The sequence below is a fragment of the Streptomyces sp. NPDC018000 genome, assembly GCF_044328025.1.
In the GTDB taxonomy this organism is placed as follows: Bacteria; Actinomycetota; Actinomycetes; order Streptomycetales; family Streptomycetaceae; genus Streptomyces.
In genome coordinates, this window is the sequence record NZ_JBIRGM010000006.1 from 302669 (window position 1) to 317997 (window position 15329).

The 15329-nt window shown below is 69.5% G+C and carries 15 protein-coding genes; 14 read left to right on the plus strand and 1 reads right to left on the minus strand.

What is annotated here, in order from left to right:
• The first annotated feature begins 3 nt into the window (after window positions 1-3).
• The 12 genes from ACH4EW_RS17425 to nusB all read left to right on the plus strand — a co-directional run bounded on the left by ACH4EW_RS17425 (window position 4) and on the right by nusB (window position 12773).
• Window positions 4-366, plus strand: coding sequence for a DUF6167 family protein (locus ACH4EW_RS17425; protein ID WP_398257537.1), 363 nt, complete (start codon window positions 4-6; stop codon window positions 364-366).
• Window positions 366-3035 carry an alanine--tRNA ligase gene (alaS, locus tag ACH4EW_RS17430; protein WP_398257539.1) on the plus strand — a complete coding sequence of 890 codons (2670 nt, stop codon included), beginning with the start codon at window positions 366-368 and terminating at the stop codon, window positions 3033-3035. Before ACH4EW_RS17425 ends, alaS begins: the two co-directional genes overlap by 1 nt.
• Window positions 3036-3043: 8 nt before the next feature.
• Window positions 3044-3517: a Holliday junction resolvase RuvX gene (gene ruvX, locus ACH4EW_RS17435; protein ID WP_398257541.1), complete on the plus strand. Its 474-nt coding sequence runs from the start codon at window positions 3044-3046 to the stop codon at window positions 3515-3517.
• A 95-nt stretch (window positions 3518-3612) separates the two neighbouring features.
• Window positions 3613-5328, plus strand: coding sequence for an endolytic transglycosylase MltG (gene mltG / locus ACH4EW_RS17440; RefSeq protein WP_398257544.1), 1716 nt, complete (start codon window positions 3613-3615; stop codon window positions 5326-5328).
• Window positions 5315-6151 (plus strand): shikimate dehydrogenase, encoded by an 837-nt coding sequence (locus tag ACH4EW_RS17445; protein WP_398257547.1) that lies wholly within the window; start codon window positions 5315-5317, stop codon window positions 6149-6151. The genes mltG and ACH4EW_RS17445 overlap by 14 nt, the downstream gene beginning before the upstream one ends.
• Window positions 6152-6298: 147 nt before the next feature.
• Entirely contained in the window at window positions 6299-7483 is a 1185-nt protein-coding gene (gene aroC / locus ACH4EW_RS17450; protein WP_398257550.1) for a chorismate synthase, read from the plus strand.
• Complete coding sequence (aroB, locus tag ACH4EW_RS17455; protein WP_398257553.1) at window positions 7480-9126, plus strand: 3-dehydroquinate synthase; 1647 nt, start codon at window positions 7480-7482, stop codon at window positions 9124-9126. The genes aroC and aroB overlap by 4 nt, the downstream gene beginning before the upstream one ends.
• The gene (gene aroQ / locus ACH4EW_RS17460; RefSeq protein WP_398257556.1) at window positions 9123-9563 is read left to right on the plus strand and encodes a type II 3-dehydroquinate dehydratase; all 441 of its coding nucleotides are present in this window, start codon (window positions 9123-9125) and stop codon (window positions 9561-9563) included. The genes aroB and aroQ overlap by 4 nt, the downstream gene beginning before the upstream one ends.
• 135 nt (window positions 9564-9698) lie before the next feature.
• Window positions 9699-10511 (plus strand): Pro-rich N-terminal domain-containing protein, encoded by an 813-nt coding sequence (locus ACH4EW_RS17465; RefSeq protein WP_398257558.1) that lies wholly within the window; start codon window positions 9699-9701, stop codon window positions 10509-10511.
• 104 nt (window positions 10512-10615) lie between these two features.
• Window positions 10616-11722, plus strand: a complete 1107-nt coding sequence (locus ACH4EW_RS17470) for an aminopeptidase P family protein (protein WP_398257560.1) — start codon at window positions 10616-10618, stop codon at window positions 11720-11722.
• A 50-nt stretch (window positions 11723-11772) separates the two neighbouring features.
• A complete protein-coding gene (gene efp / locus ACH4EW_RS17475; RefSeq protein ID WP_398257562.1) occupies window positions 11773-12339 on the plus strand; it encodes an elongation factor P in 567 nt (188 codons plus the stop codon).
• Window positions 12340-12341: 2 nt separating this feature from the next.
• Window positions 12342-12773, plus strand: coding sequence for a transcription antitermination factor NusB (gene nusB / locus ACH4EW_RS17480; RefSeq protein ID WP_398257565.1), 432 nt, complete (start codon window positions 12342-12344; stop codon window positions 12771-12773).
• Between the two features lie 154 nt (window positions 12774-12927).
• Here nusB and bldD read toward each other — a convergent pair whose 3' ends face one another.
• Window positions 12928-13428, minus strand: a complete 501-nt coding sequence (gene bldD, locus ACH4EW_RS17485; protein WP_398257568.1) for a transcriptional regulator BldD — start codon at window positions 13426-13428, stop codon at window positions 12928-12930.
• Window positions 13429-13649: 221 nt separating this feature from the next.
• Here bldD and pyrR point away from each other — a divergent pair, with 221 nt between their 5' ends.
• Window positions 13650-14234: a bifunctional pyr operon transcriptional regulator/uracil phosphoribosyltransferase PyrR gene (pyrR, locus tag ACH4EW_RS17490; protein ID WP_398257571.1), complete on the plus strand. Its 585-nt coding sequence runs from the start codon at window positions 13650-13652 to the stop codon at window positions 14232-14234.
• A gap of 93 nt (window positions 14235-14327) precedes the next feature.
• Window positions 14328-15329, plus strand: coding sequence for an aspartate carbamoyltransferase catalytic subunit (locus ACH4EW_RS17495; protein ID WP_398257680.1), 1002 nt, complete (start codon window positions 14328-14330; stop codon window positions 15327-15329).

A 15329-nucleotide genomic window follows, 5' to 3' on the forward strand; every position in this document is an offset into this window, starting at 1 on the left:
GCGATGTTCCGCCGTACGTTCTGGTTCACCGCCGGCGCCGCCGCCGGTGTCTGGGCCACCACCAAGGTGAACCGGAAGCTCAAGCAGCTGACCCCCGAAAGTCTCGCGGCGCAGGCCGCGGACAAGGCGATCGAGACGGGCCACAAGCTCAAGGACTTCGCTCTGGACGTCCGTGAGTCCATGGCCCGGCGCGAGGCCGAACTGGGCGAGGCGCTGGGCCTGGAGGCACCGGTCGACCCCGACCTCCCCGTACGGCGTCATTTCGCCGTCGAGGCGGCCGAGCCCGTCGGACCGGACAGGTCCCTCGACGTCGCCAATTACCGCAAGCTCCCCTACAACTCGTACAACCGGAATGAGGACCACTGATGGAGTCGGCTGAAATTCGTCGCCGTTGGCTGAGCTTCTTCGAGGAGCGCGGTCACACCGTCGTCCCTTCGGCGTCGCTCATCGCGGACGACCCGACTCTGCTCCTGGTCCCCGCGGGCATGGTCCCCTTCAAGCCGTACTTCCTCGGAGAGGTCAAGCCGCCGGCCCCGCGCGTCACCAGCGTGCAGAAATGTGTCCGTACGCCGGACATCGAGGAGGTCGGCAAGACCACCCGGCACGGCACGTTCTTCCAGATGTGCGGCAACTTCTCCTTCGGTGACTACTTCAAGGAAGGCGCCATCAGCTACGCCTGGGAGGCTCTGACGAGCTCCGTGGCGGACGGCGGCTTCGGTCTCGACCCCGAGCGGCTGTGGATCACGGTCTACCTCGACGACGACGAGGCCGAGCAGATCTGGCGCGACAAGATCGGCGTACCGGCCGAGCGCATCCAGCGCCTGGGCAAGAAGGACAACTTCTGGTCCATGGGTGTCCCCGGACCCTGCGGCCCCTGCTCCGAGATCAACTACGACCGCGGCCCCGAGTTCGGCGTCGAGGGCGGCCCGGCCGTCAACGACGAGCGCTACGTGGAGATCTGGAACCTGGTCTTCATGCAGTTCGAGCGGGGCACCGGTGACGGCAAGGAGGACTTCCCGATCCTCGGCGACCTGCCGTCGAAGAACATCGACACGGGTCTGGGCCTGGAACGCCTCGCCATGATCCTGCAGGGCGTACAGAACATGTACGAGACCGACACCCTGCGCGTCGTCATGGACAAGGCCACCGAGCTGACCGGCGTCCGGTACGGCGCCGACCACGGTTCGGACGTCTCGCTCCGTGTGGTCGCCGACCACGTGCGTACCTCCGTGATGCTCATCGGTGACGGCGTCACTCCCGGCAACGAGGGCCGCGGCTACGTGCTGCGCCGCATCATGCGCCGGGCCATCCGCAACATGCGGCTGCTGGGTGCCACAGGCCCGGTCGTCAAGGACCTGGTCGACGTCGTGATCAGCACGATGGGGCAGCAGTACCCGGAGCTGGTCACCGACCGCAAGCGCATCGAGACCGTCGCCCTCGCCGAAGAGGCCGCCTTCCTCAAGGCCCTCAAGGGCGGCACCAACATCCTCGACACCGCCGTCACCGAGACCAAGGCCGCCGGGGGCAAGGTCCTCGCCGGCGACAAGGCGTTCCTGCTCCACGACACCTGGGGCTTCCCGATCGACCTCACCCTGGAGATGGCCGCCGAACAAGGCCTGTCGGTGGACGAGGACGGCTTCCGCCGTCTGATGAGGGAGCAGCGGGAGCGCGCCAAGGCTGATGCCAAGGCCAAGAAGACCGGCCACGCCGACCTGTCCGCCTACCGCGAGGTCGCCGACAACTCCGGCACCACCGAGTTCACCGGCTACACCGCCACCGAGGGCGAGTCGACCATCGTCGGCCTGCTCGTCGACGGGGTGTCCTCGCCCGCCGCCACCGAGGGCGACGAGGTCGAAGTCGTCCTGGACCGCACCCCGTTCTACGCCGAGGGCGGCGGCCAGCTCGCCGACCAGGGCCGGATCCGGCTCGACAGCGGCGCCGTCATCCAGGTCCGCGACGTTCAGCAGCCCGTCCCCGGCGTCTTCGTCCACAAGGGTTCGGTGCAGGTCGGCGAGGTGACCGTCGGTGCTTCTGCCCACGCCGCCATCGACACCACCCGCCGCCGCGCCATCGCCCGCGCCCACAGCGCCACGCACCTTACGCACCAGGCGCTGCGCGACGCACTGGGACCGACGGCCGCACAGGCCGGTTCGGAGAACTCGCCGGGCCGCTTCCGCTTCGACTTCGGCTCGCCCGCCGCCGTACCCGGCACGGTCCTCACCGACGTCGAGCAGAAGATCAACGAGGTCCTCGCCCGTGAGCTCGACGTCCAGGCCGAGGTCATGCCGATCGACGAGGCCAAGAAGCAGGGCGCCATCGCCGAGTTCGGCGAGAAGTACGGCGACCAGGTTCGGGTCGTCACCATCGGCGACTTCTCCAAGGAGCTCTGCGGCGGTACGCACGTCCACAACACCGCCCAGCTGGGTCTGGTGAAGCTGCTCGGCGAATCGTCCATCGGTTCCGGTGTGCGCCGTATCGAGGCCCTCGTCGGCGTCGACGCCTACAACTTCCTCGCCAGGGAGCACACGGTCGTCGCTCAGCTCCAGGAGCTGGTCAAGGGCCGTCCCGAGGAGCTCCCGGAGAAGATCGCCGGAATGCTCGGCAAGCTGAAGGACGCCGAGAAGGAGATCGAGAAGTTCCGCGCGGAGAAGGTCCTCCAGGCCGCCGCCGGACTGGTCGATTCCGCAAGGGACGTCCGGGGCGTCGCCCTGGTCACCGGTCAGGTCCCGGACGGCACCTCGGCCGACGATCTGCGCAAGCTCGTCCTCGACGTCCGCGGACGCATCCAGGGCGGCCGCCCGGCTGTCGTGGCCCTGTTCACCACCGCCAACGGCCGCCCGCTCACCGTGATCGCCACCAATGAGTCCGCCCGTGAGCGCGGACTCAAGGCCGGCGACCTGGTCCGTACGGCCGCCAAGACCCTCGGCGGCGGTGGCGGCGGCAAGCCGGACGTCGCCCAGGGCGGGGGCCAGAACCCCGAGGCCATCGGCGCCGCCGTGGCCGCTGTCGAACACCTCGTCGCCGAGACGGCGTGACGGCGGGGATGACGCAGATGCGCCGCGGTCGTCGTCTCGCGATCGACGTCGGGGACGCCCGGATCGGGGTCGCCTCGTGCGACCCCGACGGGATCCTCGCCACACCGGTGGAGACCGTCCCGGGACGCGATGTCCCGGCGGCCCACCGGCGGCTCGGGCAGATCGTCGAGGAGTACGAACCGATCGAGATCATCATCGGCCTGCCGCGGTCCCTCGGCGGCGGTGAAGGCCCCGCCGCAGCCAAGATCCGGGTCTTCGCCCAGGAGGTCGCGCGCTCGGTCGCACCTGTTCCGGTGCGACTGGTGGACGAGAGGATGACCACAGTGACGGCCAGTCATGGACTGCGCGCCTCGGGCGTGAAGTCCAAGAAGGGTCGTTCCGTCATCGATCAGGCCGCCGCTGTGGTGATCCTTCAGAACGCCCTGGAGTCCGAACGGGCGTCGGGTAAAGCCCCGGGCGAAGGCGTCGAAGTGGCTCTCTGATCGCGATACGGTAACGTTCCGCGCGATGCGGCGGTGTTCGAACAAACACCGCACAGCAAAGAGACGAAAGGTCGTCTCGCGGCTCTAGGGGATCGATGACTGAGTATGGCCGGGGCCCCGGCTCCGAACCGTGGCATCCCGAGGACCCCTTGTACGGGGACCAGGGATGGGCAGGACAGCCGTCTGCCCACGGCCAGAGCCAGTACGGCGGTCAGCAACCGCCTTACCCCCAGGACCCGTACACACAGCAGCAGCCGCAGGACCCGTACGCGCAGCAGCAGCCGCAGGACCCGTACGCGCAGCAGCATTACCAGCAGCAGCCTGTGTACGGAATTCCGCAGGACGCATATGCACAGCAGCAGCCCCAGCAGCCCCAGTACGACAACGGTGGCTGGGACACCGGGCAGCAGCCCGCCGGGATGCCCTACGACGCCCAGCAGGCCGACCCGTACGGCGGCCAGCAGGCCGGTTACGGCGAGACGCATGACCACTACGGCACGCCGGAGGCCTACCCGCCGCCGAAGCCCCCGGGCCACCGGGAGGCCGTGCCCGAGCAGGACCCCGTGCAGAGTCCCGACCGGGACCCGGAGACCCAGCCGGAGGAGACCCACCCCTTCTTCACCGGCGCCGACGACCGAAGCGACAAAGACGACGAAGCGTACGACGACAGCCCGCGCGAGTCACGCCGCGGCGGTCGCGGTGGCAACGAGCGCCGGGGCGGCAAGGGGAAGAAGAAGGGCCGCAGTGGCGTCGCCTGCCTGATCGTCGCGGTGGTGCTGGTCGGTGGCGTCGGCGGCGTGGGCTACCTCGGTTACTCGTTCTGGCAGGACATGTTCGGCGCGGCGCCCGACTACGCAGGCAGTGGCTCGGGGTCCGTCGAGGTGGAGATCCCCAAGGGCTCCCTCGGCTCCGACATCGGCAACATCCTGAAGCAGAAGGGCGTCGTCAAGAGCGTCGACGCGTTCGTCGACGCGCAGAAAGAGAACCCCAAGGGCAACTCGATCCAGGCAGGCGTCTATCTGCTCCACGAGAAGATGTCCGCGGCCGAGGCCGTGAAGATGATGGTCGACCCCAACAGCCAGAATCTTCTCGTGATTCCCGAGGGTTCCCGCAATGTCGACATCTACGCGATGGTCGACAAGAAGCTGGGCCTCAAGAAGGGAACGACCAAGGGGATTGCCGCGTCCGAGGCATCCGATCTCGGTCTGCCCGACTGGGTGAGCAATGACAAGGACATAAAGGACCCGCTGGAAGGATTCCTGTACCCGGCCGCTTATCCGGTCACCAAGGAAACCAAGCCGGAGACGATTCTGAAGAAGATGGTCTCCCGTGCCAACCAGGAGTACAACAAGCTCGACCTCGAGGGGACGGCCGAGAAGTACGACCTGGACGGCCCCTGGCAGGTCCTCACTGTCGCCAGCCTGGTCCAGGCGGAGGGCCTCACACACGACGACTTCCGCAAGATGGCTGAGGTCGCCTACAACCGTTTGAAGCCGGACAACATTGTCACGAACCGTAAGCTTGAATTCGACTCCGCATTCAATTACCTCAAGAACCAGAGTGAGATCAAGATCGGGTCGAATGAGATCCGGAACAATCCGGACCCTTACAACACTTACTACCACGAGGGTCTTCCGCCGGGTCCGATCAGCAATCCGGGCGACGAAGCCCTGAGGGCAACGCTCAATCCCACTGATGACGGGTGGATGTTCTTCATCTCGCTCGACGGCAAGAAGACCCAGTTCACCAAGACGGCCGCCGAGCACGAGAAGCTCAACAAGAAATTCAAGGAACAGCATGGCCTCGGCTGACGGGCGTCGCCGGGCAGCCGCCCTCGGCTCACCGATCGCCCACTCGCTCTCCCCGGTGCTGCACCGGACCGCGTACCGTGAGCTCGGTCTCACCGGATGGTCGTACGACCGTTTCGAGATCGATGAGGCCGCGCTCCCCGGTTTCGTTCAGGGACTCGACTCCACCTGGGCAGGGCTCTCGCTGACCATGCCGCTCAAGCGTGCGGTCATCCCGCTGCTGGACTCCATCAGCGAGACGGCCTCCTCGGTGGAGGCGGTCAACACGGTCGTCTTCACGGATGACGGCCGAAGGCTCGGCGACAACACCGATGTCCCCGGCATGATCGCGGCACTGCGCGAACGCGGTGTGGAGAAGACCGAATCCGCCGCCGTGCTCGGTGCCGGAGCGACCGCTTCCTCTGCGCTCGCCGCGCTGTCCGAGATCTGTACGGGACCGGTCACGGCGTACGTCCGCAGCCGGGAACGGGGCCAGGAGATGCGCGGCTGGGGTGAACGCCTCGGCGTCGACGTCCGGATCTCCGACTGGGCGGAGGCCGAGCAGGCGCTGCACACCCCGCTGGTCATCGCCACCACCCCGGCCGGTGCCACGGACGCGCTCGTCGATGCCGTACCGGACCGGCCCGGCACGCTCTTCGATGTGCTGTACGAGCCCTGGCCGACCGGACTCGCGGCCGCCTGGGCAGCCCGTAACGGCGCAGTCGTCGGAGGTCTCGACCTTCTGGTGCACCAGGCCGTCCTCCAGGTCGAGCAGATGACGGGCCGTGCGCCCGCGCCGCTCGCGGCCATGCGACAGGCCGGAGAAGCGGCGCTCGCCGCCCGCTGATCCCTTGCGCCCGCCGGTGGGATGCGTCCGCCTGCTGGACCGGCGACCGGTTCACGTCCCCGACCGTGGGAGGATCAAAGGCGGCGGGCCAGGGCCGCGCACCCGGTCGTGCCGTCGCAGTTCCAGGCGCGAGTATGAGGAGCACCGTTGAGCAGGTTGCGCTGGCTGACCGCGGGGGAGTCGCACGGCCCCGCACTCGTGGCGACGCTGGAGGGTCTTCCCGCCGGCGTCCCGATCACCACGGAGATGGTGGCGGACGCACTCGCCCGGCGGCGGCTCGGTTATGGCCGCGGTGCGCGGATGAAGTTCGAGAAGGACGAGGTCACCTTCCTGGGCGGGGTTCGCCACGGTCTCACCATGGGCTCTCCGGTCGCTGTGATGGTGGGCAACACCGAGTGGCCCAAGTGGGAGCAGGTCATGTCGGCCGACCCGGTCGACCCCGAGGAGCTGGCGGCGCTGGCCCGCAACGCCCCGCTGACCCGTCCGCGGCCCGGCCACGCCGATCTCGCGGGCATGCAGAAGTACGGCTTCGACGAGGCCCGGCCGATCCTGGAGCGCGCCAGTGCCCGGGAGACCGCGGCCCGGGTCGCGCTCGGCGCCGTCGCGCGGTCGTACCTCAAGGAGACCGCGGGCATCGAGATCGTCAGCCATGTCGTCGAGCTGGCCGCGGCCAAGGCGCCCTACGGCGTCTACCCGACCCCCGCCGACGTCGAGAGGCTCGACGCCGACCCGGTGCGCTGCCTGGACGCCGACGCGAGCAAGGAAATGGTCGCCGAGATCGACCGGGCCCACAAGGACGGCGACACCCTCGGCGGGGTCGTCGAGGTGCTCGCGTACGGAGTGCCGGTCGGCCTCGGCTCGCACGTGCACTGGGACCGCAGGCTCGACGCGCGCCTCGCCGCCGCCCTGATGGGCATTCAGGCGATCAAGGGTGTCGAGGTCGGCGACGGCTTCGACCTGGCCCGGGTCCCCGGCTCCAAGGCGCACGACGAGATCCTGGTCACCGAGGACGGCATCAAGCGCGCCTCCGGCCGCTCCGGCGGCACCGAGGGCGGTCTGACCACCGGTGAGCTGCTGCGGGTCCGCGCTGCGATGAAGCCCATTGCGACTGTGCCGCGCGCGCTCGCAACCGTCGACGTCGTCACCGGCGAACCCGCCAAGGCCCACCACCAGCGCTCCGATGTCTGTGCCGTTCCGGCCGCGGGCATCGTCGCCGAGGCGATGGTCGCCCTGGTCCTCGCCGACGCCGTCGCCGAGAAGTTCGGCGGCGACAGCGTTGCCGAGACCCACCGCAACGTTCAGTCGTACCTCGACCACCTGCAGATCCGATGAGCGGCCCGCTGATCGTCCTCGTCGGTCCGATGGGCGTCGGCAAGTCCACGGTCGGTGAACTGCTCGCCGAGCGGCTCGGCACCACCTACCGGGACACCGATGCGGATGTCGTCGCCACGGCCGGCAAGCCGATCTCGGAGATCTTCTACGACGAGGGCGAGGAGCACTTCCGCGAGCTGGAGCGGCAGGCGGTACGCACCGCCGTCGCCGAGCACAGCGGCGTCCTCGCGCTCGGCGGCGGCGCCGTGCTCGACGAGACGACCCGCGCCCTGCTCGCCGGCCACTCCGTCGTCTATCTCTCGATGGATGTGGAAGAGGCCGTCAAACGGGTCGGTCTGAACACCGCGCGTCCGCTCCTCGCCGTCAACCCGCGGCGGCAGTGGCGCGAGCTGATGGAAGCCCGCCGCCATCTCTACGACGAGGTGGCCCGGGCGACCGTCGCCACCGACGCGCGCACCCCCGAAGAGGTCGCCCAGGCGGTCCTCGACGCACTGGAACTGCCCAAGCGCGCGGGTGACCCCGCGGCGCCCGGCCGGGAGAACACACGCATGACGGACCAGGGACCCACACGCATCCAGATCGCCGGCGGTGCGGGCACCGACCCGTACGAGGTGCTGGTCGGCCGGCAGCTCCTCGGCGAGCTGCCCACGCTCATCGGCGACCGCGCCAAGCGGGTCGCCGTCCTGCACCCCGAGGCGCTCGCCGAGACCGGTGAGGCGGTCCGCCAGGACCTCGCCGAGCAGGGCTACGAGGCCATCGCGATCCAGCTGCCGAACGCCGAGGAGGCCAAGACCGCAGAGGTCGCGGCGTACTGCTGGAAGGCGCTCGGCCAGACCGGATTCACCCGCACCGATGTCATCGTCGGCGTCGGCGGCGGCGCCACCACCGACGTGGCCGGGTTCGTCGCGGCGACGTGGCTGCGCGGGGTGCGCTGGATCGCCGTACCGACGACGGTGCTCGCCATGGTCGACGCCGCCGTCGGGGGCAAGACCGGGATCAATACCGCCGAGGGCAAGAACCTGGTCGGTGCCTTTCACCCGCCGGCCGGAGTGCTCTGCGACCTCGCCGCCCTCGACTCGCTGCCCGTGCACGACTACGTCAGCGGCATGGCCGAGATCATCAAGGCGGGTTTCATCGCCGACCCCGCGATCCTCGACCTGATCGAGGCGGACCCGGAAGGCGCCCGTACGCCCGCCGGGCCGCACACCGCCGAGCTGATCGAGCGCTCCATCCGGGTCAAGGCCGAGGTCGTCTCCAGCGACCTCAAGGAGTCCGGGCTGCGCGAGATCCTCAACTACGGGCACACCCTCGCCCACGCCATCGAGAAGAACGAGCGCTACAAGTGGCGCCACGGCGCGGCAGTCTCCGTCGGCATGGTCTTCGCCGCAGAGCTGGGCCGGCTGGCCGGGCGCCTCGACGACGCCACCGCGGACCGGCACCGCGCGGTCCTGGAGTCCGTCGGACTGCCGCTCACCTACCGCGGCGACCAGTGGCCCAAGCTGCTGGAGAACATGAAGATCGACAAGAAGTCCCGCGGCGACCTGCTGCGCTTCATCGTTCTCGACGGCCTGGGCAAGCCCACCGTCCTGGAGGGGCCCGACCCGGCGGTGCTGCTCGCCGCATATGGGGAGGTGTCGGCGTGACCCGCCGGGTCCTCGTGCTCAACGGGCCGAATCTCGGCCGGCTCGGCTCCCGCGAGCCCGATGTGTACGGCGCCACGTCGTACGCCGGACTCGTCGAGACCTGTCAGGCCCTCGGCGAGGAGCTCGGCTTCGATGTCGACGTCCGGGAGACCAACGACGAGGGCGAGCTGATCCGCTGGCTCCACGAGGCCGCGGACGGCTCGATTCCGGTCGTTCTCAACCCCGGGGCCTTCACCCACTATTCGTACGGAATGCGGGATGCGGCTGCCCAGCGCACCGCCCCGCTGATCGAGGTGCACATCTCGAACCCTTACGCACGGGAGGAATTCCGCCACAACTCCGTGGTCGCGCCGGTCGCCACGGGGACCGTGGCCGGATTCGGCATAGGCTCCTACCGCCTCGCTCTGCGCGCCCTCGCGGACGAGTTGCCCGACTGACGGACCGGTGCACCGGACGGCCGGCCGTCCGGTGCACCGCGGACCGTCCCCGACCATTGCCTCAGTGGCGGTCGGGGACGGTACGGTTGCCGTTCCACCAGCGCCAGTTGCCTGTACGAGACGGAGTGGCACCGGATGCAGCACGCAGTGGGGGCCCCGCTGCCGCCGCCCCAAGGCCCCGGAAGCGGACCTGCCGGCTGGACGCAGCAGGCCCAGCGCCCCGGACCGCCGGGGCCGCCGCCCACCACCCCTCCCATGCCCCAGGGCTGGAACGCACCCGCCCCGCAGCACCCCCCGGCGCCTCCCTCCAGGGAGACCACCGGGCACATCCAGTTGCCGCCCGGCGGACCCGTCCCGATGCCCGCGCCGCCCGCCGAGCCCGGCACCGGCAGCGCGACCCTCGCCGTACTCCTGATCGGCCCCGCGGGCGCAGGCAAGACCACCGTGGCCAGGCTCTGGGCCAGCCGCCGCCGGGTTCCCACGGCCCACGTCAGCCTCGATGACGTCCGCGAATGGGTCTGCTCCGGTTTCGCCGACCCCCAGGCCGGGTGGAACGACCACTCCGAGGCCCAGTACCGTCTCGCCCGTCGCACCTGCGGCTTCGCCGCCCGCAACTTCCTCGCCAACGGGATCTCCTGCATCCTGGACGACGCCGTCTTCCCGGACCGGGCGGTCGTCGGCCTCGGCGGCTGGAAGCGCCATGTCGGCCCCGGACTGCTGCCCGTCGTTCTGCTGCCCGGCCTGGAGGTCGTGCTGGAGCGCAACGCCGCCCGCAGCGGGAACCGCCGCCTCTCGGACGAGGAGGTTGCCCGGATCCACGGCCGGATGGCCGGGTGGTACGGCTCCGGACTGCCGATCATCGACAACTCGGCGTACGACGTGGAGACCACCGCGCGTGTCCTGGACGACATACTCGCCCGCTCGATAGCCAGCCCTCCGGCCTGGTGAACCACCGCCGGGCGGTGTTCCCCGTCCGGTGACGGACCAGGCCGCGGCCCCCGGTCGGATGCGCTGACCGAGCAGGCCTGCGCCACCGCTCGTAGGCTCGTGACATGTCAGACGTGTACGCCGTCCGCCGCGGGCTGCTCCGCGACCGGTGCGCCGCCGTCGGATCCGCGGCCGCTCTGGTCTCCCGCCCCGCCAACGTCCGCTATCTCGCGGGCGGAGCGCCCCCGGGCGCCGTGCTGCTGCTCGGCCCCGGTGAGGACGTCCTGCTCTGCCCCCGCGCCCCGACCGGCGATCCCGCCGACGGGCGCACCGACGATCGGCTGCGGGTGTCACTGATGCCGGCCACCGACGGTGATCCGGTGGTCGCGGCCGCCGATCTGGCCGCCTCCCTCGGCGCCGAGTCCCTGGCCGTCGAGGAACACCATCTGACGGTCGCCCGCCACCGGGCCATGAGCTCGGTCGCCCCGCGGCTCCGGCTCGCCGATCTCGGTGCCCTCGTGGAGCGATTGCGGGTCGTCAAGGACGAGGAGGAGATCGCCTGCCTGCGCATCGCCGCCGAGATCACCGACCAGGCCCTGGGGGAACTCCTCGAATCCATCCTGGTGGGCCGCACCGAACGGCATCTCGCCCTGGAGCTGGAGCGCCGCCTGGTGGACCACGGCGCCGACGGTCCCGCCTTCGCCACCTCCGTAGCCACCGGGCCGAACTCCGGCCAGGGCCGGCACCGCCCCTCGGACCGGCGGGTGGAGGAGGGGGATTTCCTCTCCGTCTGCCTGGGCGCGAACTATCGCGGCTACCGCTGTGAGATCGGCCGTACGTTCGTCATCGGGACGACGCCCGCCGACTGGCAGATCGAGCTCTACGACCTGGTTTTCGCCGCTCAGCGGGCCGGGCGCGAGGCTCTCGTGCCGGGGGCCGCCTACCGCGATGTGGACCGTGCTGCGCGCTGTCTCCTGGACTCCGCGGGCCACGGCGGCGGCCTCGCACCATGGACCGGACACGGGGTGGGGCTCGAAATCGACGAGGACCCGCAGCTGACACCTGCAGCCATGGGTAAACTGGACGCTTGTGTGCCGGTCACCGTCGAACCGGGGGTCCACCTCCCGGGCCGGGGCGGGGTCCGGATCGATGACACGCTCGTCGTGCGCCCCGAGGCGGACGGCGGACCCGAGCTACTCACCATTACGACCAAGGAACTGCTCGCGCTCTAGCGCGCGTCCTCGGTCGTTCCACCAGCTTCAGTCCAGGAGATTCCGCAACCGTGGCTTCCACGAACGACCTCAAGAACGGCCTGGTGCTCAAGCTCGACGGAGGCCAGCTCTGGTCCGTCGTCGAGTTCCAGCACGTCAAGCCCGGCAAGGGCCCGGCCTTCGTGCGCACCAAGCTCAAGAACGTGCTCTCAGGCAAGGTCGTCGACAAGACGTTCAACGCCGGCGTGAAGGTCGAAACGGCCACCATCGACCGTAGCGACATGCAGTTCTCGTACATGGACGGCGAGTACTTCGTCTTCATGGACATGGACACGTACGACCAGCTCATGGTCGACCGCAAGGCTGTCGGCGACGCAGCCAACTTCCTGATCGAGGGCTTCACCGCCTCCGTCGCCCAGTACGAGGGCCAGGTGCTCTACGTCGAGCTGCCCGCCGCCGTCGAGCTGACCGTCCAGCACACGGACCCGGGCGTCCAGGGCGACCGCTCCACCGGTGGCACCAAGCCCGCCACGCTGGAGACCGGCTACGAGATCGGCGTCCCGCTCTTCATCACCACGGGTGAGAAGATCAAGGTCGACACCCGCACGGGTGACTACCTCGGCCGGGTGAACAGCTAACCGTGGCTGCTCGGAACACGGCCCGCAAGCGAGCCTTCCAGATCCTCTTCGAGGCCGACCAGCGCGGTGAGTCCGTGCAGACGGTCCTCGCGGACTGGGTGCGGCTCTCGCGGTCCGACACCCGTCAGCCGCCGGTCACCGAGTACACGATGGAGCTCGTCGAGGGGTACGCGCAGTACGCGGACCGGATCGATGAGCTCATCGTGACCTACGCCGTGGACTGGGAGATCGACCGCATGCCGGTCGTCGACCGGAACATCCTGCGGCTCGGTGCGTACGAGCTGATCTGGGTGGACGGGACCCCGGACGCGGTGGTGATCGACGAGGCGGTCCAGCTCGCCAAGGAGTTCTCCACCGATGACTCCCCGTCTTTCGTGAACGGGCTGCTGGCCCGGTTCAAGGACCTCAAGCCGAACCTCCGCCGGGAGCAGTAGCCTCCGGCGGCTGTTCAGCCGGCGAAGGGCCCATGGTCGTGACCGTGGGCCCTTCGGTATGCGGCGTGTTGCGCCAACGAAAAAACCGTGTCGGCGCGGGCGCCCGAAAGGGTGAACCCGCGCCGACACGGCGGCACGTTTCTGCGGAGGGGTGTCAGCCCTCGTCGTGGGCGACGGCGCGGCGCGCGTCGGCGTCCAGCACGCCCCAGCTGATCAGCTGATCCGTGAGCACGGACGGCGACTGGTCGTAGATCACGGCCAGCGTGCGCAGGTCGTCCTGGCGGATCGACAGCACCTTGCCGTTGTAGTCGCCGCGCTGGCTCTGGATCGTCGCGGCATAACGCTGCAGCGGTCCGGCCTTCTCCGGCGGGACGTGGGCGAGGCGCTCCAGGTCCAGGACAAGCTTCGGCGGGGGCTCTGCGGCCCCGCCAGGCGTCGTACCGGGCAGGAGTTCCTGCACCGGGACTCCGTAGAAATCCGCGAGCTCGGCGAGGCGCTGTACCGTCACTGCACGGTCGCCGCGCTCGTACGAACCGACCACGACGGCCTTCCAGCGGCCCTGGGACTTCTCCTCCACGCCATGGAGGGAGAGGCCCTGCTGGGTGCGGATGGCACGGAGTTTGGCCCCGAGCTGTTTTGCGTATTCGCTGGACATAAGGCTCCCCGGACGCTGGAACATTTTGCGGCTCCGCCGCGTGGCTGGTAACTCACTGTGAGGTTACGCAGCGTTACTGGGCTGCGTCAAGCCGAATGGTCCGGACCGGCACCTCCCGGGGGTGCTGCCAGGGCACGGCACAAGCACTGGTAGCGTTGATGACGCAATTTCGACGTCCTTTAAGGTCCGTCCAGTGAGGCGGAGAAGGAGGTCCGTTTCTTATGGACGCACAGCACAAAGCCACCGGCAACGCGGCACGCCCCGTTCTGGAGGCTCCCGACATCGCCCGAGCACTCACCCGAATCGCTCACGAGATCGTCGAACGCGCCAAGGGCGCCGACGATGTGGTGCTCCTCGGCATCCCGACGCGAGGCGTCTTCCTCGCCGGCCGGCTCGCCGAAAAACTCCAGGAGATCACCGGCCGGAAGATGCCGGTCGGCTCGCTCGACATCACGATGTACCGCGACGACCTGCGGCTGCGCCCTGCGCGCGCCCTGGCCCGCACCGAGATCCCCGGCGACGGCATCGAGGGCCGCCTGGTCGTCCTCGTCGACGATGTCCTCTTCTCGGGCCGCACGATCCGCGCAGCGCTCGACGCGCTGGGCGACATCGGCCGGCCCCGCGCGGTGCAGCTCGCGGTCCTCGTCGACCGCGGTCACCGCGAACTCCCGATCCGTGCCGACTACGTCGGCAAGAACCTCCCCACGTCGCTGCGGGAGACGGTCAAGGTCCAGCTCGCCGAGGAGGACGGCCGCGACGCCGTGCTGCTCGGTGTCCAGCAGACCGCCCCGGCGGGCGAGCAGTAGCTGTAATTCACCCGTACGGCGTACCTCGAAGCCGTACGGCAGCTTCTGCACGCCCGCATGCCTGAACGCTCCAGCCACCCGGAGAACACCCAGATGAAGCGTCACCTCATCTCGGCCGCCGACCTCACCCGCGACGACGCCGTCCTGATCCTCGACACCGCCGAGGAGATGGCCCGGGTCGCGGACCGGCCGATCAAGAAGCTCCCCACCCTGCGCGGCCGTACCGTCGTCAATCTCTTCTTCGAGGACTCGACGCGTACCCGCATCTCCTTCGAGGCCGCCGCCAAGCGCCTCTCCGCCGATGTCATCAACTTCTCCGCGAAGGGCTCGTCCGTCTCCAAGGGCGAGTCGCTCAAGGACACCGCACTGACCCTGGAGGCGATGGGCGCCGACGCCGTCGTCATCCGGCACGGCGCCTCCGGTGCCCCGTACCGCCTCGCCACCTCCGGCTGGATCGACGGTGCCGTCGTCAACGCCGGTGACGGCACCCACGAGCACCCCACCCAGGCCCTTCTGGACGCCTTCACCGTGCGCCGCCGACTGGTCGGGGCCGACAGCGGTCTCGGCCGGGACCTCGAAGGCCGCCGGATCACCATCGTCGGCGACATCCTGCACAGCCGGGTGGCCCGCTCCAACGTCCACCTGCTGAATACGCTCGGCGCCCACGTCACCCTGGTGGCCCCGCCGACCCTCGTCCCCGTCGGCGTCGAGCAGTGGCCGTGCGACGTCAGCTACGGCCTCGACGAGGTGCTGCCGAAGTCCGACGCGGTGATGATGCTGCGTGTGCAGCGCGAACGGATGAACGCCGCGTACTTCCCGACCGAGCGCGAGTACTCCCGCCGCTACGGCCTGGACGGCGACCGCATGGCGAAGATGCCCGAGCACGCCATCGTCATGCACCCCGGCCCGATGGTCCGGGGCATGGAGATCACCGCAGAGGTCGCCGACTCCGACCGGTGCACGGCCGTCGAGCAGGTTGCCAACGGCGTCTCGGTCCGCATGGCCGTCCTGTACCTGCTGCTGGGCGGCTCCGAGCCCGCCGCCCCGGCTTCCCCGTCGCCCGCCACCCCCTCCCGTACCGAGGAGAACAAGTAA